Annotated in this window: 19 protein-coding genes; 15 read left to right on the top strand and 4 right to left on the bottom strand. The window is 70.6% G+C overall.

The features are described from left to right. Window positions 1–90: 90 nt before the first annotated feature. From pgeF to ACFVW6_RS33765, 8 genes are all read left to right on the top strand, one after another. Window positions 91–822 (top strand): peptidoglycan editing factor PgeF, encoded by a 732-nt coding sequence (gene pgeF, locus ACFVW6_RS33730; protein ID WP_355284381.1) that lies wholly within the window; start codon window positions 91–93, stop codon window positions 820–822. Next, window positions 819–1,550, top strand: a complete 732-nt coding sequence (locus ACFVW6_RS33735) for a YggS family pyridoxal phosphate-dependent enzyme (RefSeq protein WP_365016380.1) — start codon at window positions 819–821, stop codon at window positions 1,548–1,550. Before pgeF ends, ACFVW6_RS33735 begins: the two co-directional genes overlap by 4 nt. A 107-nt stretch (window positions 1,551–1,657) precedes the next feature. Next, window positions 1,658–2,413, top strand: a complete 756-nt coding sequence (locus tag ACFVW6_RS33740; RefSeq protein ID WP_355284375.1) for a cell division protein SepF — start codon at window positions 1,658–1,660, stop codon at window positions 2,411–2,413. An 89-nt stretch (window positions 2,414–2,502) separates the two neighbouring features. Next, entirely contained in the window at window positions 2,503–2,805 is a 303-nt protein-coding gene (locus ACFVW6_RS33745) for a YggT family protein (RefSeq protein ID WP_019046242.1), read from the top strand. 60 nt (window positions 2,806–2,865) lie between these two features. Continuing rightward, window positions 2,866–3,726 (top strand): DivIVA domain-containing protein, encoded by an 861-nt coding sequence (locus ACFVW6_RS33750; RefSeq protein WP_355284373.1) that lies wholly within the window; start codon window positions 2,866–2,868, stop codon window positions 3,724–3,726. 83 nt (window positions 3,727–3,809) lie between these two features. Then, window positions 3,810–4,010, top strand: a complete 201-nt coding sequence (locus tag ACFVW6_RS33755) for a hypothetical protein (protein WP_355284370.1) — start codon at window positions 3,810–3,812, stop codon at window positions 4,008–4,010. A 277-nt stretch (window positions 4,011–4,287) separates the two neighbouring features. Beyond that, entirely contained in the window at window positions 4,288–7,419 is a 3,132-nt protein-coding gene (gene ileS, locus ACFVW6_RS33760) for an isoleucine--tRNA ligase (protein ID WP_378833586.1), read from the top strand. Window positions 7,420–7,726: 307 nt separating this feature from the next. After that, on the top strand, window positions 7,727–8,236 hold the full coding sequence (locus ACFVW6_RS33765; RefSeq protein WP_365016376.1) for an NlpC/P60 family protein: 510 nt from the start codon (window positions 7,727–7,729) through the stop codon (window positions 8,234–8,236). Between the two features lie 3 nt (window positions 8,237–8,239). On the opposite strand, the gene ACFVW6_RS33770 is transcribed toward ACFVW6_RS33765, so the two are convergent. Then, entirely contained in the window at window positions 8,240–9,115 is an 876-nt protein-coding gene (locus tag ACFVW6_RS33770; RefSeq protein WP_355284362.1) for a UTP--glucose-1-phosphate uridylyltransferase, read from the bottom strand. A 95-nt stretch (window positions 9,116–9,210) separates the two neighbouring features. On the opposite strand from ACFVW6_RS33770, the gene ACFVW6_RS33775 reads away from it, so the two are divergent. The 3 genes from ACFVW6_RS33775 (at window position 9,211) to ACFVW6_RS33785 (ending at window position 14,585) form a co-directional block, all read left to right on the top strand. Further along, entirely contained in the window at window positions 9,211–10,605 is a 1,395-nt protein-coding gene (locus ACFVW6_RS33775) for a DNA polymerase IV (protein ID WP_378833584.1), read from the top strand. A 127-nt stretch (window positions 10,606–10,732) separates the two neighbouring features. Further along, a complete protein-coding gene (locus tag ACFVW6_RS33780; RefSeq protein ID WP_357349174.1) occupies window positions 10,733–11,230 on the top strand; it encodes a hypothetical protein in 498 nt (165 codons plus the stop codon). Between the two features lie 118 nt (window positions 11,231–11,348). Continuing rightward, window positions 11,349–14,585: an arabinosyltransferase domain-containing protein gene (locus ACFVW6_RS33785; protein WP_378833583.1), complete on the top strand. Its 3,237-nt coding sequence runs from the start codon at window positions 11,349–11,351 to the stop codon at window positions 14,583–14,585. 59 nt (window positions 14,586–14,644) lie between these two features. Here ACFVW6_RS33785 and ACFVW6_RS33790 read toward each other — a convergent pair whose 3' ends face one another. Both ACFVW6_RS33790 and rarD read right to left on the bottom strand, forming a co-directional pair. Further along, window positions 14,645–15,574, bottom strand: a complete 930-nt coding sequence (locus ACFVW6_RS33790; RefSeq protein ID WP_355284351.1) for an ADP-ribosylglycohydrolase family protein — start codon at window positions 15,572–15,574, stop codon at window positions 14,645–14,647. 115 nt (window positions 15,575–15,689) lie between these two features. Next, window positions 15,690–16,613: an EamA family transporter RarD gene (gene rarD, locus ACFVW6_RS33795; RefSeq protein ID WP_378833581.1), complete on the bottom strand. Its 924-nt coding sequence runs from the start codon at window positions 16,611–16,613 to the stop codon at window positions 15,690–15,692. Between the two features lie 35 nt (window positions 16,614–16,648). On the opposite strand from rarD, the gene ACFVW6_RS33800 reads away from it, so the two are divergent. Both ACFVW6_RS33800 and ACFVW6_RS33805 read left to right on the top strand, forming a co-directional pair. Continuing rightward, complete coding sequence (locus ACFVW6_RS33800) at window positions 16,649–19,072, top strand: cation-translocating P-type ATPase (protein WP_378833580.1); 2,424 nt, start codon at window positions 16,649–16,651, stop codon at window positions 19,070–19,072. Window positions 19,073–19,152: 80 nt separating this feature from the next. Continuing rightward, a complete protein-coding gene (locus ACFVW6_RS33805) occupies window positions 19,153–19,971 on the top strand; it encodes a PhzF family phenazine biosynthesis protein (RefSeq protein WP_378833579.1) in 819 nt (272 codons plus the stop codon). An 81-nt stretch (window positions 19,972–20,052) separates the two neighbouring features. On the opposite strand, the gene ACFVW6_RS33810 is transcribed toward ACFVW6_RS33805, so the two are convergent. Then, on the bottom strand, window positions 20,053–22,137 hold the full coding sequence (locus tag ACFVW6_RS33810; protein ID WP_378833578.1) for an MMPL family transporter: 2,085 nt from the start codon (window positions 22,135–22,137) through the stop codon (window positions 20,053–20,055). 111 nt (window positions 22,138–22,248) lie between these two features. On the opposite strand from ACFVW6_RS33810, the gene ACFVW6_RS33815 reads away from it, so the two are divergent. After that, window positions 22,249–23,406: a sensor histidine kinase gene (locus tag ACFVW6_RS33815; RefSeq protein WP_378833577.1), complete on the top strand. Its 1,158-nt coding sequence runs from the start codon at window positions 22,249–22,251 to the stop codon at window positions 23,404–23,406. After that, window positions 23,403–24,062, top strand: a complete 660-nt coding sequence (locus tag ACFVW6_RS33820) for a response regulator (RefSeq protein ID WP_378833575.1) — start codon at window positions 23,403–23,405, stop codon at window positions 24,060–24,062. Before ACFVW6_RS33815 ends, ACFVW6_RS33820 begins: the two co-directional genes overlap by 4 nt. The last annotated feature ends 75 nt before the right edge of the window (window positions 24,063–24,137 follow it).

Below are 24,137 nucleotides of genomic sequence, written 5' to 3' on the forward strand. Positions count from 1 at the left end.
GGCGCCCGGCTCGGCACGGTGCACCGGGGTTGACCGACGTCACCACCCACGGGCGCCGCACCCCGCCCGGACGGCACTACGCTCGAAGACATGACTTCCGCACCTCCCACCGTGACCGTTCGCCGGGTGACCACCACCCGCGCCGGTGGCTTCTCCGCCGCCCCGTACGACTCGTTCAACCTGGGCGATCACGTCGGCGACGATCCGGAAGCCGTGCGCCGCAACCGGGTTCGGCTGGCCGAGGGGATCGGGCTCACCCCGGACCGGCTGGTGTGGATGGAGCAGGTGCACGGGCGCGCCGTGGAGATCGTCGACGGGCCGCGCGCCGAACCGGTCCCGGTCACCGACGCGCTGGTCACCACCGTGCCGAACCTCGCCCTGGTGGTGCTCACCGCCGACTGCGTGCCGATCCTGCTCTCCGACGACGAGGCGGGTGTCATCGCCGCGGTGCACGCGGGCCGCATCGGCGCCAGGATCGGGATCGTGCCGCGGGTGCTCGAGGCGATGGTGTCGGTGGGCGCGCGGGTCGAGCGAATCGGTGCCTTCCTCGGCCCCGCCGCCTCCGGCCGCCAGTACGAGGTCCCCGCCGCGATGCGCGCCGACGTCGAGGCCCACCTGCCCGGCAGCGCCACCACCACGGTCCGCAAGACCCCCGGTCTGGACCTGCGCGCGGGCATCAGCAGGCAGCTCACCGAGGCGGGCGTCGGCGGCATCGCGCTGGACCCGCGCTGCACGATCGAGGACAAGACCCTGTTCAGCCACCGCCGCGGCGCCCCGACCGGCCGCATCGCCGGCGTGATCTGGATGGACCCCACCGCGTGAGCGCGGCGCGCGAGACCACCCGCGCCCAGGAACTCTCGGCCCGCCTCGACGGCCTGCTGGCCCGCATCGATGCCGCCGTGGCGGCCGCCGGCCGACCGGCCGGTGCGGTCCGGCTGCTGCCGGTGACGAAGTTCTTCCCCGCCGCCGACGTCGACATCCTCTACGGCCTCGGCAGGCGCGAGTTCGGCGAGTCGCGGGAGCAGGAGGCCTCGGCCAAGGTCACCGAGCTCGGCTACGACGACGTCGAATGGCACATGATCGGCCGCCTGCAACGGAACAAGGCGCGCGCGGTGGCACGCTGGGCGCACACCGTGCACTCGGTCGACAGCGAACGCCTGGCAACCGCCCTGGACCGGGCCGCGCAGGACGCCATGGCAGCCGGCGAGCGTACCGCGCCCCTGCGCGTCCTGCTCCAGGTGAGCCTGGACGACGACCCCGGTCGCGGGGGTGTCGCACCGGCCGATCTGCCCGCCCTTGCCGACCTCGTGGCGAAGGCCCCCGGCCTGCATCTGGCCGGTCTGATGGCGATTCCGCCCCTTGACGCCGCCAGTGATGCGTCCTTTGCGAATCTTGCGACTTTGCACACTTCGCTGCTGGCTCGACACGCCGACGCCACCGAACTTTCTGCAGGTATGTCGGGTGATTTGGAAGTTGCGGTCGAACACGGTTCGACGTGTGTGCGTGTCGGTACCGCCTTGATGGGCGCGCGACCGATAACCTCGGCGTAGCAAAGAAACCTCATCAGTCACATTCGACACATACGATTGGGCCGACGAGGCGCTGAGCAAGAACTTCAACACCCGGCCGCCACCGGGGCCGAAGGAAGGTCGACCAGATGAGCACGCTGCACAAGTTCAAGGCGTACTTCGGCATGGTTCCGCTCGACGAGTACGAAGACGATTACGTCGACGATCACGCCCCTCGCGGCGCCGACGAGCGCGCGGGTCGCACTCGTCCGCGCAGCTACGACCGCTACGCCGAAGACCGATACGGCGCCGACCGTTTCGAGGACGAGGCCGACGACTACCCGCAGCCGGCCTACAAGTCGGCCTACCAGGCGCGTCGTGACGATTACGTCGCCGACACCTACGCCGACGATCGTTATGAGACGCCACGTCGCCCCACCAGGATCGAGACCGCGCCGTCATCGGGGCGCTCGTTCAGGGCGGGCGGTGTCGCACCCGGCATGCGCGGTTCCACCCGTGGCGCGCTCGCGGTCGATCCCGACGCCGAGGAGCGCAGGCTGGAGGAGCGCATGCGCCCCGAGCCTGCCGCCGCGCGGCGGCCTGGGATCTTCGAGGACGGAGGTCCCTTGTCCAAGATCACCACGCTGCGTCCGCGGGACTACAGCGAGGCCAGGATCATCGGTGAGCGTTTCCGTGAGGGCAACCCGGTGATCATGGATCTGGTCGACCTGAGCAATGCCGATGCGAAACGGCTGGTCGATTTCGCGGCCGGGCTCGCGTTCGCGCTGCGTGGTTCGTTCGACAAGGTGGCGACGAAGGTGTTCCTGCTCTCACCGGCCGATGTCGACGTATCAGCGGAAGAGCGCCGCCGGATCGCCGAAAACGGCTTCTACAACCAGAAATAGCGACTACCTCCGCAACGCCGTGATGGCCGCCCGCGCACTGCGCGGCGCGGCCATTTTGCACGCCGCCGATTTTGCGGCAGAGTGAAGACGTGGCCCTGTTCGCGGTTCTGTACCTGGTGCTTTTCATCTTCTGGCTGTTGCTGATCAGCCGGGTGATCGTCGAGTTCATTCGCAGTTTCGCGCGCGATTGGCGCCCGACCGGTGTGGTGGTGATCATCCTCGAGGTGATCTTCACGGTGACCGACCCGCCGGTGAAACTCCTGAGGCGGTTGATACCTCCTGTGAATCTCGGGGGTATTCGGCTCGATCTGTCGATAATGGTCCTGCTCTTCGTGGTGTTCATCCTGATGTCCATCGTGGGTAGGCTCGGGCAGCCCGTGACCTCCGTGTGACATACTGAATCGAGAAGACCGCTTGCTAGTTCTCCAAAAGACGCGTGAAGGGATCCTTCGATGCCGCTGACTCCCGCCGATGTGCATAACGTCGCGTTCAGCAAACCGCCGATCGGTAAGCGCGGCTACAACGAGGACGAGGTAGATGCCTTCCTGGATCTCGTCGAGCAGGAGCTCTCGCGCCTGATCGAAGAGAACGCCGACCTGCGTCAGCGGGTCGCCGAACTCGACACCGAGCTGGCCGACGCCAAGAAGAACCGCGCGTCCGCGCCGGTCAACGCCGTCAAGGCGCCTGTCCAACAGGCCCCGCCGCCTGCCCCGGAACCGATCGCGCCGCCGGTGCCACCCGCACCGCCTGCGCCGATGCCGGTCGCCGCCCCGGTGCGCGACAACTCGGGCCCGGACGCGAACATGCAGGCCGCGAAGGTGCTCACGCTGGCGCAGGAAATGGCCGACCGGCTCACCACCGACGCCAAGACCGAGGCCGAGGGCCTGCTCTCGAACGCGCGGGCAAACTCCGAGCGACTGGTCGGCGACGCCCGCACCCGTTCGGAAGCGATGATCGCCGACGCGCGTCAGAAGTCCGACGCGATGCTGACCGACGCGCAGAACCGCTCCGACACCCAGATCCGGCAGGCCAAGGACAAGGCCGAGGCGCTGACCGCCGACGCGGAGCGCCAGCACGCCGAGATCATGGCCACCATCACCCAGCAGCGCACGGTGCTGGAAAGCCGCATCGAGCAGCTGAAGACCTTCGAGCGCGAGTACCGCGTGCGGCTGAAGTCGTACCTGGAGTCGCAGCTGGAGGAGCTGGAGAACCGCGGCTCGGCCGTCCCGGTCGACGGTGGCGAGTTCGCCGGCGAAACCAACGGTTCGGCCAACAGTCTGGCTCCTGCCTCCTTCGCCAAGGGCGCCAAGTAAACTGGACCCTGGTCACACGGCCCGCCGTGTGACCAGGGAAACGCCCAGCTTTCGTCGGGCTGCTCGGGTTCTTGGGAGTCAGCATGCTCGTCTTGACGCTCGTCCTCGCGGCTATCGGTTTCGGTCTGCTCGTCGCGGCGCTCGCCACCGGTTCGGTGCTGTGGGCGTGGGGGTGCATTCTGATCTGCGTCGTCGGTGCCGCCACTCTGCTGGTGAGCGCGCTGGCCACCCGAAAACCCGAGAACGACCCGGTCCCACCCGGCCGACACGCCCGGCGGGACTGACGGCGCGAAATATCCGCTGGACGGTCCCGGTTAGAATCGAACTACACACGGCACTGATCCGGCCATCACCGGGGAGCCTTCGGAAGAACGGCGTTCGCGCTCAGTAGAACCGAACGGGTGAGCCCGTCACAGCTCACACAACGAGAGGCCCGCGCCGCTCCCTCGGGGACGGAACGGGCAAACGGGGTGGTACCGCGGTACGGCGCACCGGCGCCGGCATCGTCCCCGTGCCCAGGATTCGCGCCGACGGCGCGGCGGCACGAGGAGCAGATCCGCGATGGCGGACGAGACAACCACCGGTGCGTACCCCCGGGTCGACTTCGGCGCCGGTTCCGGCGCGTCGTTCCCGGAACTGGAACAGCGGGTACTCGACTACTGGGCGCGCGACGACACTTTCCGCGCCAGCCTGGCCAACCGCGAGGGCGACGCCGAGTTCGTCTTCTACGACGGCCCGCCCTTCGCCAACGGCCTCCCGCATTACGGCCACCTGCTCACCGGCTACGTCAAGGACCTGATCCCGCGCTTCCAGACCATGCGCGGCCACAAGGTCGACCGCCGCTTCGGCTGGGACACCCACGGCCTGCCCGCCGAGATCGAAGCCGAGAAGCAGCTCGGCATCACCGACAAGGCGCAGATCGACGAGATGGGGCTGGCCGAGTTCAACGCCGCCTGTAAGTCCTCGGTGCTGCGCTACACCGGCGAGTGGCGCGACTACGTGACCCGCCAGGCCCGCTGGGTCGACTTCGACAACGACTACAAGACCCTCGATCTCGACTTCATGGAGTCGGTGATGTGGGCGTTCAAGTCGCTCTACGACAAGGGCCTGATCTACCAGGGCTTCCGCGTGCTGCCCTACAGCTGGTACGAGCAGACGCCGCTGTCGAACCAGGAGACCCGCCTCGACGACGCGTACAAGATGCGCCAGGACCCGGCGGTCACCGTCGACATGGTGCTGAGCGTGCCCGCCGAGCACCCCTTCGCCGCACTCGACGGCGCGAACGCGCTGATCTGGACCACCACGCCGTGGACCCTGCCGTCCAACCTGGCGATCGCGGTGCACCCCGACGTGCGCTACGTGCACCTGCGCGCCGCCGACGGCAAGCGCTATGTGCTGGCCGCCGAACGGGTCTCGCACTACGCGCGGGAATTCGGCGAGGAGCCCGAGGTGCTCGGCGAGTACGACGGCGCGGCGCTGGCCGACCTGTCCTACGCGCCGCCGTTCGACTTCTTCGTCGGTCACCCGAACGCGCACCGCGTGCTCACCGCCGACTACGTCACCACCGACTCCGGCACCGGCATCGTCCACCTCGCCCCGGCGTTCGGTGAGGAGGACATGGACGTCGCCTCGGCGAACGGGATCGAGATCGTCCAGCCGCTGGACCCGGCGGGCAAGTTCACCTCGATGGTGCCGCCGTACGAGGGCCTGATGGTCTTCGACGCCAACCCGGTGATCATCAAGGACCTCAAGGCCGCCGGAAAGCTGTTGCGGCACGAGACGATCGAGCACTCCTACCCGCACAGCTGGCGTTCCGGCCAGCCGCTGATCTACATGGCCGTGCCGTCCTGGTTCGTCGCGGTCACCAAGTTCCGCGACCGGATGGTCGAGCTGAACCAGCAGATCAGCTGGGTGCCCGAGCACATCCGCGACGGCCAGTTCGGCAAGTGGCTCGAGGGCGCGCGCGATTGGAACATCAGCCGTAACCGCTACTGGGGCAGCCCGATCCCGGTGTGGGTCTCCGACGACCCGGCCTACCCGCGCCTGGACGTCTACGGCTCGCTCGACGAGCTGGCGGCCGATTTCGGCGTGCGCCCGACCGACCTGCACCGCCCCTACATCGACGAGCTGACCAGGCCGAATCCCGATGACCCGACCGGCAAGTCGACCATGCGCCGGGTCTCGGAGGTGCTCGACTGCTGGTTCGAGTCGGGCTCGATGCCGTTCGCCCAGGTGCACTACCCGTTCGAGAACAAGGAGTGGTTCGACAGTCACTTCCCCGGCGACTTCATCGTCGAGTACAACGGGCAGACCCGCGGCTGGTTCTACACGCTGCACGTGCTCTCGACCGCGCTGTTCGACTCGCCGTCGTTCAAAACCGTTGCCGCGCACGGCATCGTGCTGGGTGACGACGGCCTGAAGATGTCGAAGTCGAAGGGCAACTACCCCGACGTCAACGAGGTCTTCGACCGCGACGGCTCCGACGCGATGCGCTGGTTCCTGATGAGCTCGCCGATCCTGCGCGGCGGCAATCTCATCGTCACCGAGCGCGGCATCCGCGAAGGCGTCAGCCACGCGCTGCGCCCGCTGTGGAACGCGTGGACCTTCCTGCAGCTCTACGCCTCGAAGCCCGGTGTGTGGCGCACGGATTCGCCGCACGTGCTCGACCGGTACATCCTGGCCAAGCTCGCGGTCACCCGGGACGTGATCACCGAGGCACTGGAGAGCTACGACATCGCCGGTGCCACCGACGAGTTGCGCTCGTTCGCCGACGCGCTCACCAATTGGTATGTGCGCCGGTCGCGGTCGCGGTTCTGGTCCGAGGACCGGGACGCGGTGGACACGCTGCACACGGTGCTCGAGGTGGTCACCCGCCTCGCCGCGCCGCTGCTGCCGCTGATCAGCGAGGTGATCTGGCGTGGGCTCACCGGGGAGCGCTCGGTGCACCTGACCGACTGGCCCGCCGAGACCGAGCTGCCGCACGATCCGGAGCTGGTCGCGGCGATGGACGAGGTGCGGGTGGTTTGCTCGACCGTGCTGAGCCTGCGCAAGGCACAGAACCTGCGGGTGCGGCTGCCACTGGCCGAGGTCACCATCGCCGCGGCCGACGCCGAGCGGCTCACGCCGTTCGCCGAGCTGATCGCCGACGAGGTCAACGTCAAGAAGGTCGACCTGACCACCGATGTCGACGCGCACGGCCGTTTCGAGCTGGTCGTCAACGCGCGTGCCGCCGGTCCGCGGCTGGGCAAGCAGGTCCAGACGGTGATCAAGGCGGTCAAGGCCGGGGAGTGGAGCGAATCCGCCGAGGGTGTCGTCACCGCCGCCGGGATCACCCTGCTGCCCGAGGAGTACACCCAGCGCCTGGTGGCCGCCGAACCCGAGTCCACCGCCGCGCTGCCCGCCAATGCCGGTCTGGTGGTGCTGAACTCGGTGGTCACCGAGGAGCTGGAGGCCGAGGGCTGGGCCCGCGATCTCATCCGTGATCTGCAGGAGACCCGCAAGGCGCAGGGCCTCGAGGTGTCGGACCGGATCACCGTCACCCTGGAGGTCCCGGCCGAGCGGTTGGCCTGGGCGCAGACCCACCGCGAGCTGATCGCCGGTGAAGTCCTCGCCACCACGCTCGATTTCGGTGCGGCGGAGGCGGACGCGGCCGAGCTCACCGGCGGCGTGAAGGCGGTCGTGCGCAAGGCTTGATCGACGACAACGACGGGGCGGGACCGGCTTTCGGTCCCGCCCCGTTCGTGTACGTCCGCCCGGCCGATGATAACGATGCTGACAAGTTGCTGAATGTGTGTGACAGCCCGGTGATCTTCGCGCACAATCGACAGTGTTACTGCTGATGCGCATGGAACCCGCTGAGGCGGCAGTAGCTGTGTGTTACGTCTGATCTCGTCCGAACACGGGTAGTTCGCCGGGTCACCCCGGTACCGGGTCGTCGGCTCGGCGAGCTGCTCGCCACGCTCTTACGTCCGGTAGGAAACGCGGGGAGGCGGAACAGCATATGCGGCGAAAAGTCTTGCGACGGTTGGCCTTCGGGTTCGTCGCCACCACCATCACCACCCTGGTCCTCGCCGGGCCGGCCTGGTCGCAGACCGGGAGCGCGTCCGGCTCGGGTGGGTCCTCGTCCGGCAGTTCCAGCGGCTCCGGCGCGCTCCCGTTACCCAGCGCGACCGGGATCGGCGCGCTCACCGCCGCCGCCACCCAGATCGGCAAACCCTACGAGTGGGGCGCCATGGGGCCCCACTCGTGGGACTGCTCCGCGCTGGTGCAGTGGGCGTTCCGGCAGGTCGGGGTGGACCTGCCGCGCACCACCTGGGAGCAGGCGAAGGTCGGCATGCCGGTGACCTTCCGCGGGCTCGCGCCCGGCGATGTCGTCATCCTCAACGGCGACGGCTCGCACGTCGGTATCTACGCGGGGCTCGGCCAGATCCTCGACGCCCACGACTGGGGCGTTCCGGTCGGGCTGCATCCCCTGCGGGAATTCGACATCTTCACGATCCGGCGCTTCTGAGCGTCAGTCGACCAGCTGCCGCAGCAGCGGCCCGTACTCGGGGTGGGCCAGCGCGGAGGCGAACTGGGCGACCAGATAGTCGGCCGGATTGCCGGTGTCGTACCAGCGACCCTGGATGACCTGGCCGTACACCGCGTGGTTGGCGGCGTAGGTGTTGATCGCGTCGGTCAGGTACACCTCGCCGGTCCGGTGGGTGTACCAGTTGTCGGTCTGCGTCCTCAGCTCGTCGATGATGCCGGGCGTCACCACGTAGCCGCCGATCGCCGCGAACGCCGACGGGGCGTCCTCGGGCTTGGGCTTCTCCATCAGGCCGGAGATGCGCAGCAGGCCGTTGTCGAGGTCCTCACGGACCACCGGAACGCCGTAGCGCTGCGACTCGCCCGGTGCCATCGGCAGCAGGGCCAGCACGGGGCAGCCGGTGGACTCGTAGGCGGTGATGAGCTGCTGGGCGCGCGGGACCTCGGCGACGAAGACGTCGTCGGGCCACAGCACCAGCATCGGCTCGTCGCCGAGGTGCCGGGCGGCGTTGAGCACCGGGGTGCCGTTGCCGTACGGGCCGTGCTGGTCGAGGTAGGTGATGTGACCGGCGCGCGAGAGCTCGCCGACTTCCTCGACCGCGTCGGCGTAGGCGGACTTGCCGTCGGCGCGTAGCTGCGCGACCAGCGCCGGGTTGGGGCGGAAGTGGTCCTGGATCAGCGACTTGCCGCTGCTCACGACGATGGTGATATCGGTGATCCCGGAGGAGACCAGTTCACGGACGGTGTGCTCGATGACCGGCTTGTCGCCGACCGGCAGCATCTCCTTCGGCGTCGCCTTGGTCAGCGGAAGGAGCCGGGAGCCGATTCCCGCAGCCGGAATGACAGCCTTGCGGATCTTCATCCACCGATCATCACATATCCGGCTGGGTGATCGCTGTGCCACGGCTGTCGACCTGCTGTCGGAAATATGTCGGCGGCGCCGCGTAGATTGCGGGCGTGCGCACCGATGCCGACACCGCCGGCGTCCCGGCCAGGGCAGATGCGGCGGTCACCGCCCGCCGCTGGGTGCTGCACATCGATATGGACGCGTTCTTCGCCTCGGTCGAACAGCTCACCCGCCCGACGCTGCGCGGCAGGCCGGTGCTCGTCGGCGGGGCGGGACAGCGCGGGGTGGTCGCCGGGGCCAGCTACGAGGCGCGGGTCTATGGCGCGCGCTCGGCCATGCCGATGCATCAGGCCCGGCGGTTGATCGGGGCGTCGGCCGTGGTGGTGCCGCCGCGCGGCGCGGTGTACTCGGTGCTCAGCGCCGCGGTGTTCGACACCCTGCGCGGCCGGATCCCGGTGCTGGAGACGCTGTCGTTCGACGAGGCGTTCGCCGAGCCCGCCGAGCTGGCGGGCGCGAGCGTCGCCGAGGTCGAGCAGTACTGCGCGATGTTGCGCGCCCTGGTCACCGCGCGGACCGGACTCACCGCCTCGATCGGCGCCGGGACCGGCAAGCAGCTGGCCAAGATCGGCTCGGGCCTGGCCAAACCCGACGGCATGCGGGTGATCTCGCCCGCCGAACAGGGCGCGCTGCTGGCCGGGCTGCCGGTGCGCAAGCTGTGGGGGATCGGTCCGGTGGCCGAGGGCCGGTTGCGCAGTCTCGGGATCGAGACGGTCGGCGCCTTCGCCGCGCTGCCGGAATCGGAGGCCGCCTCGATCCTGGGCGGCAGTGTCGGCGCGGCTCTGCACCGGCTCGCCCGCGGCATCGACGACCGCCCGGTCGCCGAGCGGGCCGAGGCCAAGCAGATCAGCGCCGAGAACACCTACGAGCGCGACATCGTCACCCTGCCCGACCTGCGCGCCGCCGTCACCGCCATGGCGGCGGCCGCGCACCGCAGGCTCGAGCGCGACGGCCGCGCCGCCCGGACCGTGGTGCTCAAGCTCAAGAAGTCCGATATGAGCATCGTGACCAGGTCGTTCACCCTGCCCTACGCCACCGCCGACCTGACCACCCTGTCCGCGGCCGCGCAGCGCTCGGCGATCGATCCGGCCGAACTCGGCCCGATCCGGCTCGTCGGGGTCGGCTACGGCGGATTGTCGCTGGTGCGTCAGGAATCGCTGTTCCCGGAACTGGATCAGGCGGTGCCGGAGGATCTGGGCGCCGATCCGGTCACCGAGCCCGCACCGGTACCGGAGCCCGAGGAGGCACGGAATCCGCCTGCGGGGCAGTGGTTTCCGGGCATGGATGTGCGTCATCCCGACTTCGGGCACGGCTGGGTGCAGGGCGCGGGCTACGGTGTGGTGACGGTGCGGTTCGAGACCAGTTCGACCGGCCCCGGCCCGGCGCGGACCTTCGCCGCCGACGACGGGAACCTGGTCGGGGCCGACCCGCTCGACAGCCTCGCGTGAGCGCGCCGGCGGGGCCGAACTCCGGTCTGCGCCTGCGCAAGTTGCCCGTCGGTCCGCCCGCCGAGCGATCTCCGGTAGCCTCGGCAACCGCGATGGAACCCTCCCACCGAACGCAAAGGACGAGCAGTTGAAGCTTCGTACGACCGGACGTGTCGCGATCGCCGGACTGGCCGTTGTCGCCGCACTTGGCCTGAGCGCGTGCAGCGACGACAAGGGTGACAAGCCCGCCGCCAAGACCACCACCAGCGTGAAGACCTCGGCCTCGGCCGCCGCGAACCTGCCCGCGGTGCCGACCGTGGAGCAGCTGAACGCGCAGCTGAACACCGCGCTGGACCCCTCGGTACCCAACGAGGAGAAGCTGGACTTCGTGCAGGGCGGCTCGGCCGACCCGGAGCTGCCGAACCGTTTGGCCCAGGCGGCCAAGGACGCCAATGTGCAGGTGCAGGTCACCGAGGTGACTTCCTTCGGTGACAGTGTGAACGCGAAGGCGAACTTCACGGTGAACGGTCAGACCAATGTGGTCGATGTGCCGTTCGTGGCCGAGGACGGCAAGTGGAAGGTCCAGAAGGCGTGGGCGTGCACCATGCTGACCAACCTGGGTCAGCAGTCGGTCGCCTGCGTCTGACCGCCCGCCGCGAACCCCGGCCCCGACCTCGTCGCGGCCGGGGTTCGCGCGTTCGGCGATCGCGAGTGACCAGCACGTGTTTCGCGGGCCGTCGGCGGCGCAGCTACTATCGGGCCCCGTGGTAGAGACGATCGTGCGGCAGGGGCATCCGCCCAAGGATGTTTCGGACTCCGCGCGAGGGGCCGGGCCCGACCGCTGGGTCCGCGTCGTCGCGATCGTGGCCGGTCTGGTCGGCGTCCTCAGCGCGATCGCCATCCCGTTCCTGCCGGTCCGCGTCGACACCGCGACGGTGTCCTGGCCGCAGCGTGGCGCGACCACCTCGATCGAATCCCCGCTGGTCGCCTACGCGCCCGCCGAGCTGACGGCGACCGTGCCGTGCGCGGCGCTGAGCTCGCTCGCCGAGACCGGCGGCGTCGCGGTGTCGACGATCCCGCACCAGTCGGCCGACATGGAGAAGTACGGCTTCGTCGTCAAGGTCGTCGCCGACACGCCCGAGCGCGCGGGTCGCGTCGACGTGGTGTCCCGCTCGACCCTGCTGTGGACGGTGCCGCTGGCCGAGGTCCTCGGGAGCGGCTGCGCGCTCTCGGTCGCCCTCACGCCGCAGGAAGCCGCCGTCACCACGACGGGTCTCGGGGCGTCCGGCGCGGTGCTGCCCAGCGATCTGCGTCCCCAGGTGGTCGGCGTCTTCAGCGAGCTGACCGGCGCGCCGCCCGCCGGCCTGGACGTGCGGGTGGTGGCCGACTCGCGCTACACCACCTCGCCGACCTGGCTCAAGCTCGGTGTGATCGCGCTGTGCCTGCTCGCGACCGCGCTCTCGCTGTTCGCGCTGCACCGCCTGGACGCGCTCGACGGTCGCTCGGCCCGCCGGTTCCTGCCGCAGCGCTGGTGGCGGCTGCGGCCGGTGGACTGGCTGGTGTTCGCGGTGCTGGTCGTCTGGCACTTCATCGGCGCCAACACCTCCGACGACGGCTACATCCTCGGCATGGCCAGGGGCGCTCGCTCCTCGGGCAGCATGTCGAACTACTACCGCTGGTTCAGCGTCGACGAGGGGCCGTTCTACACGCCCTACACCGACATCATCGGCTGGATCACCCATCTTTCGGCCGTCAGCCCGCTGGTGCGGCTGCCCGCGCTCGGCGCCGGCCTGCTGACCTGGTGGCTGATCAGCCGCGAGGTGCTGCCCCGGCTCGGGACGGCGGTGCGCCGTCAGCGGGTCGCGACCTGGACCGCGGCGCTGGTGTTCCTGGCCTTCTGGCTGCCCTACAACAACGGCCTGCGCGCGGAGTTCGTCGTCGCGCTGGGTGTGCTGGTCACCTGGGTCTCGGTCGAGCGGGCCATCGCGACCCGGCGGCTGCTGCCGTTCGCGGTCGCGGTGATCGTCGCGGCGTTCACCCTCACCGGCGCGCCGTCGGGCCTGATCTGCCTGGGTGCGCTGGTGGCCGGTGCCCGCGTCGTCACCGCGGTGATCGTGCGGCGGGCCAAGACGGTGGGCTACCTGGCGCAGCTGCTGCCGATCCTGGCCGCGGGCACGCTGGTGCTGACCGTCGTGTTCGCCGACCGGACCCTGGCCGGTGTGCGCGAGATGTTCGCGGTGCACGGCAAGATCGGGCCGGGGGAGTCCTGGTTCTTCGAGTTCCTGCGCTACCAGTACCTGCTCCAGCTCAACGCCGACGGCTGGCTGACCCGCCGCTTCGGTGTCTTCGCCATGCTGCTCGGGCTGATCGTCTGCGCGGCCACCATGCTGCGCCGCGGCGGGCACATCCCCGGCACGGCGGTCGGCCCGACCCGCAGGCTGCTCGGCATCACCCTCGCCGCCATGGTGCTGATGATGTTCTCGCCGACCAAGTGGACCCACCAGTTCGGCGTGTTCGCCGGCCTGGCCACCTGCGTCGCCGCGGTGACCGCGGTGGCGGTGAGCCCGGCGGTGCTGCGGCCGCTGCGCAATCGCGCGCTGTTCGCCGCCGCGGTGTTCTTCGCGCTCTCGATGACCTTCGTCGGCGCCAACGGCTACTGGTACGTCTCGTCGTGGGGCATCCCGTGGTGGGACAAGCCGCCGAGCATCGCCGGCTACGGCATCTCGACCGCCTTCGTCGGCCTGACCGTGCTGTGCCTGGCGATCGCGGCGTGGTTCCACATCCATCCGAGCCCGGCCACCCGGTCGGGGCGGCTGGCGCGGGTGCCGGTGCTGGCGGTGGTCGCCGCGATGATGGTGCTGTTCGAGGTGGCCTCGTTCGCGAAGGCGACCGTCGCGCAGTACCCGGCGTACTCGCTGGCAGGCTCGAACCTCGAGGCGGCCTTCGGCGGTGGCTGCGGCATGGCCGACGAGGTGCTCGTCGAGACCGACCCGAACGCGTCGATGCTGGCGCCGCTGACCGGCGACGTGGCGAGCGCCATGGCCGGTGACTCGACCGGGTTCCGCCCCGACGGCGTGGCGCCGGTGCTGACCTCCGACGAGGTGGAATCGACCACGGGTCAGGCGAATTCGGTCTCCGACGATCCCGACAAGCTGCGGGACGCGTCGACCTCGGCCGGTTCGGAGTCCCGGCAGGGTTCGCTGGCCCTGCCGTTCGGCCTCGACCCCGCGACCACGCCCGTGCTCGGCAGCTACCGCGCGGGCGCGCAGGAGCCCGCCGCGCTGACCACCGGCTGGTTCCGCCTGCCCGAGGGTCCGCGTGGCCCGATCCTCGCGGTGTCGGTGGCGGGCCGGATCCGCTCGGTGGACGCCGACGGCATCGTGCACCCCGGCCAGGAACTGGCCGTCGAGTACGGCACCGCGGCCGCCGACGGCACCGTCACGGTGACCGGGCAGGTGGCGCCGATCGACATCGGTCCCGCGCCCATGTGGCGCAACCTGCGCGTCCCGCTGGACCAGCTGCCCGCCGACACGAGCGTGGTGCGATTGGTCGCCCAGGACAAGGACCTGGGCCCGGACCAGTGGCTGGCGCTCACCCCGCCGCGCATGCCGCAGACCACCACGCTCAACGCCCTCGTCGGCAGCGAGACGCCGGTGCTGCTGGATTGGGCGGTGGGCCTGCACTTCCCGTGCCAGAACCACCTCCCGACCTACAACGGCATCGCGGAGCTGCCCACCTATCGCATCCTGCCCGACCGCAACGGTGCCACCATCACCAACCTGTGGCAGGGCCACGACGGTGGCGGCCCGCTCGGCTGGACCCAGCTGCTGTTCACCGCCCGCACCCTGCCGACCTACCTGAACAACGACTGGGATCGGGACTGGGGTTCGCTCGAGCAGTACCTGCCCCTGGACACCACCGCGGTGCCCGCACGACCGCAGGTGGACTCCGAGAACCGCTGGGGGACCTGGACTCCCGGCCCGATCATCACCGCCTGGTAATCGGGTAGCCCGGCGCGGAGGTGTCCCCGCGCCGGGAGATCGGCGGCGTCGGGGGCCCGTCAGCGGGAGTGGGCGGCGATGCGCTGTGCCAGGTCGGGGAGATCGGCGCCGGTGAGGCCGGGATAGCCGTGCAGCAGGGACCGCCAGCGCGCCGGGACCGCAGACGCGCCCCAGCGCGCGCCGAGCAGCCCACCCGCGATGGCGGCGGTGGTGTCGGTGTCGTTGCCCGCGCGCACGCAGGCTTCCAGCGCGCGGGGCAGGTGCTCGGGCGTCGACCGGTCGGTGCTGGTGATCGCCCACCAGGCCGTCTGCAGGGCGTGCACCACCCAGCCGTTGTTCGGGAAGTCGGCGGGGGTGCCCTTCTCGGCTTCGTCGAGGCGTTCGTTCCAGTACGCGGCTTGTGGTGAGCCACAGACATATTCGCGCACACCGTCGAAGTCGGCGTGCAGCACCGCGTGCCGCACGGCGTAGGTCCAGATCTTGCACGCCTCGACGGCGTGCTCGTCGAAGTGAGTCAGCATCCCGATCCGGCCCGCCGCCGCGACACAGGCCGCGGGATCGTCCAGATAGGCGAGCGCGACCGGGGCGGTCCGCATGAGCGAGCCGTTGCCGCCGGTGCGACCCGACAGCGACATCGCCACCGCCTGCATGCTCAGCGCCGACGAAGGCCGGGCCGACAACACATTCCGGGTCTGGTTCCCGATATCGGGCGGCACGCTGTCGTACCAGGCGACGAACCCCGCCGCGACCGCGTCCAGGTCGATCCCCGGCCCGTTCACCGCCGCCAGCACGATCGCCAGCGCCATCGAGGTGTCGTCGGTCCACTCGCCCGGCGCCCAGTGGAACGGCCCGCCGCCGACCATGTCGATCACCGCCCCCGGACCCGGCACGGTGAACTCGTAGCCCGCGCCCAGCGCGTCCCCCGCGGCCCCGCCGACGAGCACCCCCGCGACCCGATCAGAGAACCCCGCATCATGCACCGAACCCACCCCTCTCGGGCGCCCGCTCGCCGTTTGTCCAGCTGTCGAGCCTACCGGTCGGATTGTGAGACACACCAAGCTTTCGCCCCCGGCGCGCCCGTGTCGCGCGGCGGATTCGGCCCGGTCAGGGCGTGCTGACCTCATCGGCGGGCGCGGGGACCGCGCTCTCGCGGCGCGTCCGTCGCGCGCGGCGCAGGGCGTCGGTGGTGAAGACGGCCAGCGCGGCCCAGATGAGGGCGAAGCCTGCCCACCGGGAGGCGGGCATCGGCTCGTGCATGACGGCCACACCCCAGGCCATCTGGAGGGCCGGGGTGAGGTACTGGAGGATGCCCATGGTCGACAGCGGGACCCGCTGGGCGGCGACCGCGAACAGCAGCAGCGGGATCAGGGTGACCGGTCCGGTGGCCAGCATCAGCCCGAAATGGGCGGGGGTGGAGGTGAATTCGGTGCGTCCGGTGGCCATCAGCGCGATCAGGAAGGCGACGGCGAACGGCACCGCGACGATGCCCTCGGCGGCGATGCCGCGCAGCGCGTCGAGCGGGATCACCTTCTTGACCAGACCGTAGGTGGCGAACGAACAGGCCAGCACCAGCGCGATCACCGGTGGCCTGCCGTAGTCGACGGTGAGCACCACCACGGCCAGCGCGCCGAGTCCCAGCGCCACCCATTGCGCGCGGGCCAGCCGCTCCCGGAACAGCACGACGCCGAACGCCACGGTGACGAGCGGATTGATGAAGTACCCCAGCGCGCACTCCACGACATGCCCGGAATTCACGCCGTACACATAGGTGCCCCAGTTGATCGCGATGGCCGCCGAAGCCGCGGCCGCCAGCCGCCAGGTCCGCGCGTCGATCCCGCGCATCGCCCGCAGCCGCCCGGTCAGCGCCAGCACGATCAGCACGACGACCAGCGTCCAGATGATGCGCTGGGCCACCACCTCGGCCGCCGACGCGAACGCCAGCAACCCGAAGAACGCGGGGAACAGACCCCAGATCAGATAGGCGCCGGTACCGAAGACGACACCGGGCGGAGAGGGGCTGCGCTGCATTCATCCCATGTTACGACTGACGTAGCCTGACGAGCATGTCCATTTCCGTGCAGGAGCCCGCGGCGACCGGGCTCACCGCAGCACAGGTCGAGGAACGACGCCGCGACGGGCGAACCAACGATGTCCCGGCCAGAGCCAGCCGGTCCGTGCGCGAGATCGTGCGCGCGAACGTCTTCACCCGGATCAATGCCATTCTCGGTGTGCTGTTCCTGCTGGTGCTGTCCACCGGCTCGATCATCGACGGCATGTTCGGCCTGCTCATCGTGGCCAACAGCGCGGTCGGCATCATCCAGGAGATCCGGGCCAAACGGACGCTGGATCAGCTGGCGATCGTCAGCCAGGCCAAGCCGACGGTGCGCCGCGACGGCGTCGCCCAGCAGGTCGCGCCGGGCGAGGTGGTGCTCGACGACCTGATCGAGCTGGGCCCGGGCGACCAGATCGTCGTCGACGGCGAGGTCGAGGAGGCCGCCGCGCTCGAGGTCGACGAATCGCTGCTCACCGGTGAGGCCGACCCGATCGACAAGGGCGTCGGCGCCCCGGTGATGTCGGGCAGCTTCGTGGTGTCGGGGTCGGGCGCCTACCGCGCGACCAAGGTCGGCAAGGACGCCTACGCGGCCAAGCTGGCCGAGGAGGCCAGCAAGTTCACCCTGGTGCACTCGGAGCTGCGCTCCGGCATCGACAAGATCCTCAAATTCATCACCTACCTGCTGATCCCGGCGGGCGCGCTGAGCATCTACAACCAGCTGGTCTCGAGCAAGGAGTCCTGGCGGCCCGCCGTCACCGGCATGGTCGCGGCGCTGGTGCCGATGGTGCCCGAGGGCCTGGTCCTGATGACCTCCATCGCGTTCGCGGTGGGCGTGGTGCGCCTGGGCAAGCGCAACTGCCTGGTGCAGGAACTGCCCGCGATCGAGGGCCTGGCCCGCGTCGACGTGGTGTGCGCGGACAAGACCGGCACCCTCACCGAGAACGGCATGCGGCTGTCGCAGATCGAACCGCTCGATGGCTTCGACGAGGACCAGGTGCGGCAGGTGCTGGCCGCCCTGGCCGGTGACGACCCGCGCCCGAACGCGAGCGTGCAGGCCATCGCCGAAGCCTTCCCGGAGGCACCGGACTGGTCGCAGACCGCCATCGCCCCGTTCTCCTCGGCCAAGAAGTGGAGCGGCATCTCCTATGGCGCCCACGGTGATTGGCTGCTCGGCGCGCCCGACGTGCTGCTCGACCCCAGCTCCGCCGACGCCGAGCGGGCCGAACACCTCGGCTCCTCGGGCCTGCGCGTGCTGCTGCTGGCCCGCTCCGATCGCCCGGTCGACGCCGACGACGCCCCCGGCCGGGTCGAGCCCGCGGCGCTCGTCGTGCTCGAACAGCGGGTCCGCCCCGACGCCAAGGGCACGCTGGAATACTTCGCGAGCCAGCACGTCTCGATCAAGGTGATCTCCGGCGACAACGCCGTCTCGGTCGGCGCGGTGGCCTCCTCGCTGGACCTGCCCGGCGGCGATCACGCCGTCGACGCGCGCTCGCTGCCCGAGGACCGCGACGCGCTCGCCGACGTCCTCGAGCGCGACACCACCTTCGGCCGCGTGCGCCCGGATCAGAAGCGCGCCATGGTCGGCGCGCTGCAGTCGCGCGGGCACACCGTCGCCATGACCGGCGACGGCGTCAACGACGTGCTCGCGCTCAAGGACGCCGATATCGGCGTCGCGATGGGCGCGGGCAGCCCGGCGACGCGCGCGGTGGCCCAGATCGTGTTGCTGGACAACAAGTTCGCCACGCTGCCGTACGTGGTGGGCGAGGGCCGTCGGGTGATCGGCAATATCGAGCGGGTCTCGAATCTGTTCCTCACCAAGACCGTGTACTCGGTGCTGCTGGCGTTCCTGGTCGGCCTGGCCGGGGTCGGTTCGCAGATCTTCGGCTACGACCCGATCGGCTATCCGTTCCTGCCGCGCCACGTCACCATCGCGGCCTGGTTCACCATCGGCATCCCGGCGTTCATCCTGTCGCTGGCGCCGAACAACGAGCGCGCCCGCACCGGGTTCGTCGGCCGGGTCATGCGCCTGGCCGTGCCCTCGGGCGTGGTGATCGGCGTGGCGACGTTCGTGGCCTACCTCATCGCCTACGCCGGGCCGGAAGCCACGGAGACGCAGAAGATCCAGGCGGGCACCACCGCGCTGATCACCCTGATCATGATCGCGGTATGGGTGCTGGCGCTGGTCGCCCGGCCGTACACCTGGTGGAAGGTGGTGCTGATCGCGGTGTCGGTGCTCGCCTACATCGCGCTGTTCACGATTCCGTTCACCCGGGAGTTCTTCAAGCTCGACCCGTCCAACCCCCGGCTGACGCTGGCCGCGTTCGTCTGCGGCGCGGTGGGCATCGTGCTGGTGGAGCTGGCGTGGTGGGTGCAGGCGCGACTGTCCGGCAACGCGGGCAAGTTTGCGCCCGCGGTGGGCGCCCAGGGCGCCTGAGACCGCGCTGACCAGGCCGGGTTTGCCTCGAGAACCCTTGCGCCGGACGCACATTCGGTGTTGGAGTACCTTTGCGCACTATGGAGGTATTGCTGCACCAGATCGACGCGTTCACCGACGCACCGTTCTCGGGCAACCCGGCCGCGGTCATGCCGCTGCCCCGCTGGCTGCCGGACGCGCTGCTGCAACAGCTGGCCGAGGAGAACAACCTCGCCGAGACCGCGTTCTACACCTCCGAGTTACCCCCGGACGCCGGCGGCCCGCCCGGCGAATGGCCCGCGTTCCACCTGCGCTGGTTCACCCCGGCGGTCGAGGTGGACATGTGCGGGCACGCCACGCTGGCCTCGGCCACCCAGATCATCGAGGACCTGCACCCCGAGCACGATCGGGTCAGCTTCTACACCCGCTCGGGCTGGCTGCACGTCGACCGCACCGATGACGACGAGTACGTCCTTGACCTGCCCGCGCTCGCCTCGGTGCGGGTCGACCCGGACCCGGCCCTGGTCGCCGCGCTCGGCGTCACCCCGGTCCGCGCCTTCACCGGCCAGGACGAGGTGATCGTCCTCGCCTCCGAGGACGAAGTCCGCTCCGCCACACCGAATCTCGGTGCCTTCCCGGCCCTGGCCCGTGGCGCGATCATCACCGCGCCCGGCACCGCCACCGATGTCGTCTCGCGCCTGTTCGCCCCCGGTGTCGGCATCCCGGAGGACCCCGTCACCGGTTCGGCGCACGCCCAGCTTGTCCCGCTGTGGAGCCGGGAGCTGGGCCGCACGACGCTGACCGCCCGTCAGCTGTCCCGGCGCGGCGGCACGCTGCGCGCCGAGCTCGCCGACGACCGGGTGCTGCTGCTCGGACGCTGCCGCCGCTACCTCGACGGTGTGGTCACCCTGCCCGACTGAGCCGGGCCGCCCGCCGCATCCCCCGCACACGAGCGGCGCCCCTCCGGTCGGGACGGGCGCCGTCGTACCGCGCTGGTGGCGCTAGGTGACCCGGGACAGGCTGTCCGCCAACGGCTCCCGGCGATCCTCCCGTAGCGCCGATCGGGTCGGCCTGCCCAGCGGCCACCACACCCGATCACCCGCGAGGAAGGTCAGCGCCGGGACCAGCACCGTGCGCACGAGCAGCGTGTCGAGCAGGACGCCGAACGCGACCGTGAAGCCCAGCTGCGCCAGCGAGACCACCGGCAGCGTGGTGAGGACGGCGAAGGTGGCGGCCAGCACGATGCCCGCCGAGGTGATGACCCCGCCGGTGACGCTGAGACTGCGCAGCATGCCCGCCCTGGTCCCCACTTCCGCCGCTTCCTCGCGCGCCCGGCTGACCAGGAAGATGTTGTAGTCGACGCCGAGGGCGACCAGGAACAGGAACGCCATCAGCACCAATCCGGAATCCAGGCCTTGGAATCCGAAGACGTGCTCGAACACGAATACGCTCGCCCCCAGCGCCGCCGCGAAGGACGCCACCACGGTGAGCACCAACCCGATCGGCGCGACCAGCGCGCGCAGCAGCACCGCGAGCACCACCGTGACCACCAGCAGCACGAGCGGGATGACGACCCTGCGGTCGTGCGCCGAGGCCTCGGTGGTGTCCAGGTTCGCCGCGCTCGGCCCGCCGACGACGGTGCCGGGCGCGATCGTGGCGAGGGCACCGCGCAGCCGGTCGATGGTCGCGGTCTCGGCCGGGGTGCCGGCGAGATCGCGCGGGAGCGCGGTGATTTCGCTGATCCCGGCGCCGTTGCGCCCGTCCTCGACCTCGGCGATGCCGGGATCGGCGCGGACGGCCGCCACGACCGCGTCCCGCGATCCGGTGGGGCTCACGATGGTCAGCGGGGTGCCCGCGCGGGCCGGGAAGTGCTCGGCGATCACCCGCAGACCGGTCACCGACTCGGGCGCGTTCACGAATTGGTCGGCGCGAGACAGCGAGTCGGTGGTGCCGAGCAGACCCAGGCTCAGCCCGCCCAGCACCGCCAAGGCGGCGACCGCGCTGATCGCGGGCTTGTCGGCGATGGCGGTCCCGATCCGGACCCACAGCCCCGAGACGGTCGGCGCGGCGGTGCCGGGTCGCGGAATGCGCGGCCAGAAGATCCACCGCCCGCACACCATCAGGATCGCCGGGAACAGCGTCACCATCACCACGACCGTGCAGACGATGCCCGCCGCCCCGACCGGCCCCATGCCCGCCGCGCTGTTCATGTCCGCTGCCAGCAGACACAGCAGGCCCAGGCTCACCGTGGCCGCCGAGGCCGCGATCGCGGGGACGGTGCGCCGCAACGCCGCGACCATGGCCGCCCCGACCTCGGCCGTGGTGCGCAGCTCTTCGCGATACCGGGCGACGATCAGCAGCGCGTAATCGGTGCCGACGCCGAACACCAGGATGGTCAGCACCGCCGCGCTCTGGTCGTTGACGGTGATGCCGAACGCGCGCGTCAGCCCGTACACCGCCGCCATCGCCGCCACATTCGCCACCGCCACCGAGACCAGCGGGAGCAGCCACAGCAGCGGACTGCGGTAGGTCAGCAGCAGGATCACCGTGACGACGAGCACGGTGACGATCAGCAACCGCTCGTCGATCCCGTCGAACGCGCCCTCGAAGTCGCCGTCGAGCGCACCGGGTCCGGTCACCGAAACGGCCAGTCCCGCAGGATGCTCGGCGACTGCCGAACGCAGATCGGCGAGGTACTCGGCGGGTTCGCCGTGGCTCGCCGCGACCAGGAGCGGATACATCACCGCCGCACCGTCTTCGGCGGCCACGGGTTGCTCTGGACCCGCGGTGCTGCCGTATTCCGCACGGAGCGCGGCGTAGTGGCCGGTCGCCGCCTGCCGGTCGGCCGCGGTGAGCCCGCCCGGCCGGTGGTACACCACCAGGAAGGTGTTCTCGGTGCCGCCGGGCAGCGCCGCCGAGAGTTCCTCGGCCAGGGTGGATTGCGCCGCCGCGGGGAGATAGTCGGTTTCTTTGTCGGACTTCGCCGCGTCGAGCGAACCGGCGAGCGGGAACAGGGCGAGTACCGCCGCGACCCACAGCCCGATCAGCAGCCACGCGCGTGCTTTCGAGGGGAACAGGAATCTCATGCGAGCAGCGTCGCGCCGGATCCGCGCCGAATCGTCCGCCCACGGGCCGGTCTCGCGGATACTCCGCGCGGAGTACGCACGGCGGTCGCGGCTGCCGGACAATGAACGGCGATGCACAGGCGATGGTGGACCGACGGCGCGCTCGCCGCGGCGGTGTTCGTCGGGGAGCTGGTCCTCGCGCGGGCGTTCGCCGAACAGCGCCCGCTCGACGCGGTCGGGGTGGCGCTGCTGGCCGGCACGACGGTGCCGCTGGTCGCCCGGCGCCGGGCGCCGATGATCGTGCTGGCCGTGCACGTGCTGTTCGCGCTCGGCTATCACACGCTCGAGTACCCGCACGAGGCCGCGTTCCCGTCGACGATGGTCGCGCTGTACACCGTGGCGGCCGACGGGAATCGCCGCCGCACGTTCGTGGTGATCACGGCGGTGGTCCTGCTCGGGGTCGGCGGCATGCTCGCCTCACCCGAACTGGGCGAGAACCTGCCGCTGCAGGCCTTCGGCACGACCGGCTGGATCGTGGTGTCGTGCGTGGCGGGCGAGGCCGTCCGGCTGCACCGCGCCTACCTCGGTGAGGTACTGGCCCGCGCCGAACGCGCCGAGCGGTCCCGCGACGAGGAGGCCGAGCGCCGGGTCGCCGAGGAACGGCTGCGCATCGCCCGCGACCTGCACGACCTGCTCGCCCACACGATCACCGTCATCCAGGTGCAGGCCGGGGTCGCCGGGCACCTGCTCGCCGAGGGGCACGACGACCCGGCCGTGCTCGGCGCCGCGCTCGGCACGATCACCGACGCGTGCGTCGACGCCAGGGCCGAACTCCGGGCCACCGTGGGTGTCCTGCGCGCGCCCGGCGGCGATTCGCGCTCGCCGCTGCCGACACTCGAGCACCTCCCGGCGCTCACCGACACGGTCGCGGCGGCGGGTGTCGTAGTGACCACGACCGGCACCGGCCGGGTCCGGCCCCTGTCACCCACCGTGGAACTCGTCGCCTACCGGATCATCGGCGAGGCGCTGACCAATGTCGTCGAACATTCGGGCGCGCAGGCTGTCCGGGTCGGCCTGGACTATCGCGACACCCGGCTGATCGTCACCGTCGCCGACGACGGCCGCGGAACACGGTCGACGACCACCGGATTCGGGATCAGGGGGATGACCGAACGCGCCGAGGCGATCGGTGGCACCCTGCGGGTGGACGGCACGCCCACCGGCTGCACGGTGACCGCGGACCTGCCGTTGTCCGCGGTGGCGGCCGAATCCGGCGGGGGCGCACCGTGATCCGGGTCGTGCTCGCCGACGATCAGGCCCTGGTCCGCGAAGCTTTCGCGCTGCTGGTCGACTCGGCACCGGACCTGACCGTCGTCGGGCAGGCCGCCACCGGCGCCGAGGCGATCACGCTGGCCCGGTCCGAACGCGCCGATGTCGTGGTGATGGACATCCGGATGCCCGAACTCGACGGCATCGCCGCCACCGCCCGGATCGCCGCCGACGAGGACCTGGCCGGGGTGCGCGTGCTGGTGCTCACCACCTACGACACCGACGACAACGTCCTGGCCGCCTTGCGCGCGGGCGCCAGCGGATTCCTCATCAAGGACACCAGGCCCGCCGCCCTGCTCGCCGCGATCCGCACGGTCGCCGCGGGGGAGTCGCTGCTGTCGCCGAGCGCCACCGCCACCGTCATCGCCCGGGTCAGGGCCGTGCCCGATCCCGCGCCGCGACCGTCGCTGGGCACTCTCACCGACCGCGAACTCGACGTGCTGATCCTCGTCGCCAAGGGGATGTCGAACGCCGAGGTCGCCGAGACCCTGGTGGTGAGCCCTCTGACGGTGAAGACCCACGTGAGCCGGATCCTCGCCAAACTGCTGGCCCGCGACCGGGTACAGCTCGTCATCGCCGCCTACGAAGCCGGATTGGTCATCCCGGGCCCGGGCTAGGCCGGTCGACGGGGGCGCGAAAAGGCCGCTTCATCTGCGAAAACGTGGTCGACCACGATTCGGGCTTGTGTATAC

The sequence above is a fragment of the Nocardia sp. NPDC058244 genome (assembly GCF_042882065.1).
Taxonomy (GTDB): Bacteria; Actinomycetota; Actinomycetes; order Mycobacteriales; family Mycobacteriaceae; genus Nocardia.

Bases quoted from the DNA above. Each gene is read 5' to 3' on its own strand.
- ACFVW6_RS33740 (WP_355284375.1), top strand. From the start codon at position 1,658: ATGAGCACGCTGCACAAGTTCAAGGCGTACTTCGGCATGGTTCCGCTC.
- rarD (WP_378833581.1), bottom strand. From the start codon at position 16,613: ATGCAGCGCAGCCCCTCTCCGCCCGGTGTCGTCTTCGGTACCGGCGCC.
- ileS (WP_378833586.1), top strand. From the start codon at position 4,288: ATGGCGGACGAGACAACCACCGGTGCGTACCCCCGGGTCGACTTCGGC.
- ACFVW6_RS33805 (WP_378833579.1), top strand. From the start codon at position 19,153: ATGGAGGTATTGCTGCACCAGATCGACGCGTTCACCGACGCACCGTTC.
- pgeF (WP_355284381.1), top strand. From the start codon at position 91: ATGACTTCCGCACCTCCCACCGTGACCGTTCGCCGGGTGACCACCACC.
- ACFVW6_RS33810 (WP_378833578.1), bottom strand. From the start codon at position 22,137: ATGAGATTCCTGTTCCCCTCGAAAGCACGCGCGTGGCTGCTGATCGGG.
- ACFVW6_RS33750 (WP_355284373.1), top strand. From the start codon at position 2,866: ATGCCGCTGACTCCCGCCGATGTGCATAACGTCGCGTTCAGCAAACCG.
- ACFVW6_RS33800 (WP_378833580.1), top strand. From the start codon at position 16,649: ATGTCCATTTCCGTGCAGGAGCCCGCGGCGACCGGGCTCACCGCAGCA.
- ACFVW6_RS33815 (WP_378833577.1), top strand. From the start codon at position 22,249: ATGCACAGGCGATGGTGGACCGACGGCGCGCTCGCCGCGGCGGTGTTC.
- ACFVW6_RS33770 (WP_355284362.1), bottom strand. From the start codon at position 9,115: ATGAAGATCCGCAAGGCTGTCATTCCGGCTGCGGGAATCGGCTCCCGG.
- ACFVW6_RS33755 (WP_355284370.1), top strand. From the start codon at position 3,810: ATGCTCGTCTTGACGCTCGTCCTCGCGGCTATCGGTTTCGGTCTGCTC.
- ACFVW6_RS33765 (WP_365016376.1), top strand. From the start codon at position 7,727: ATGCGGCGAAAAGTCTTGCGACGGTTGGCCTTCGGGTTCGTCGCCACC.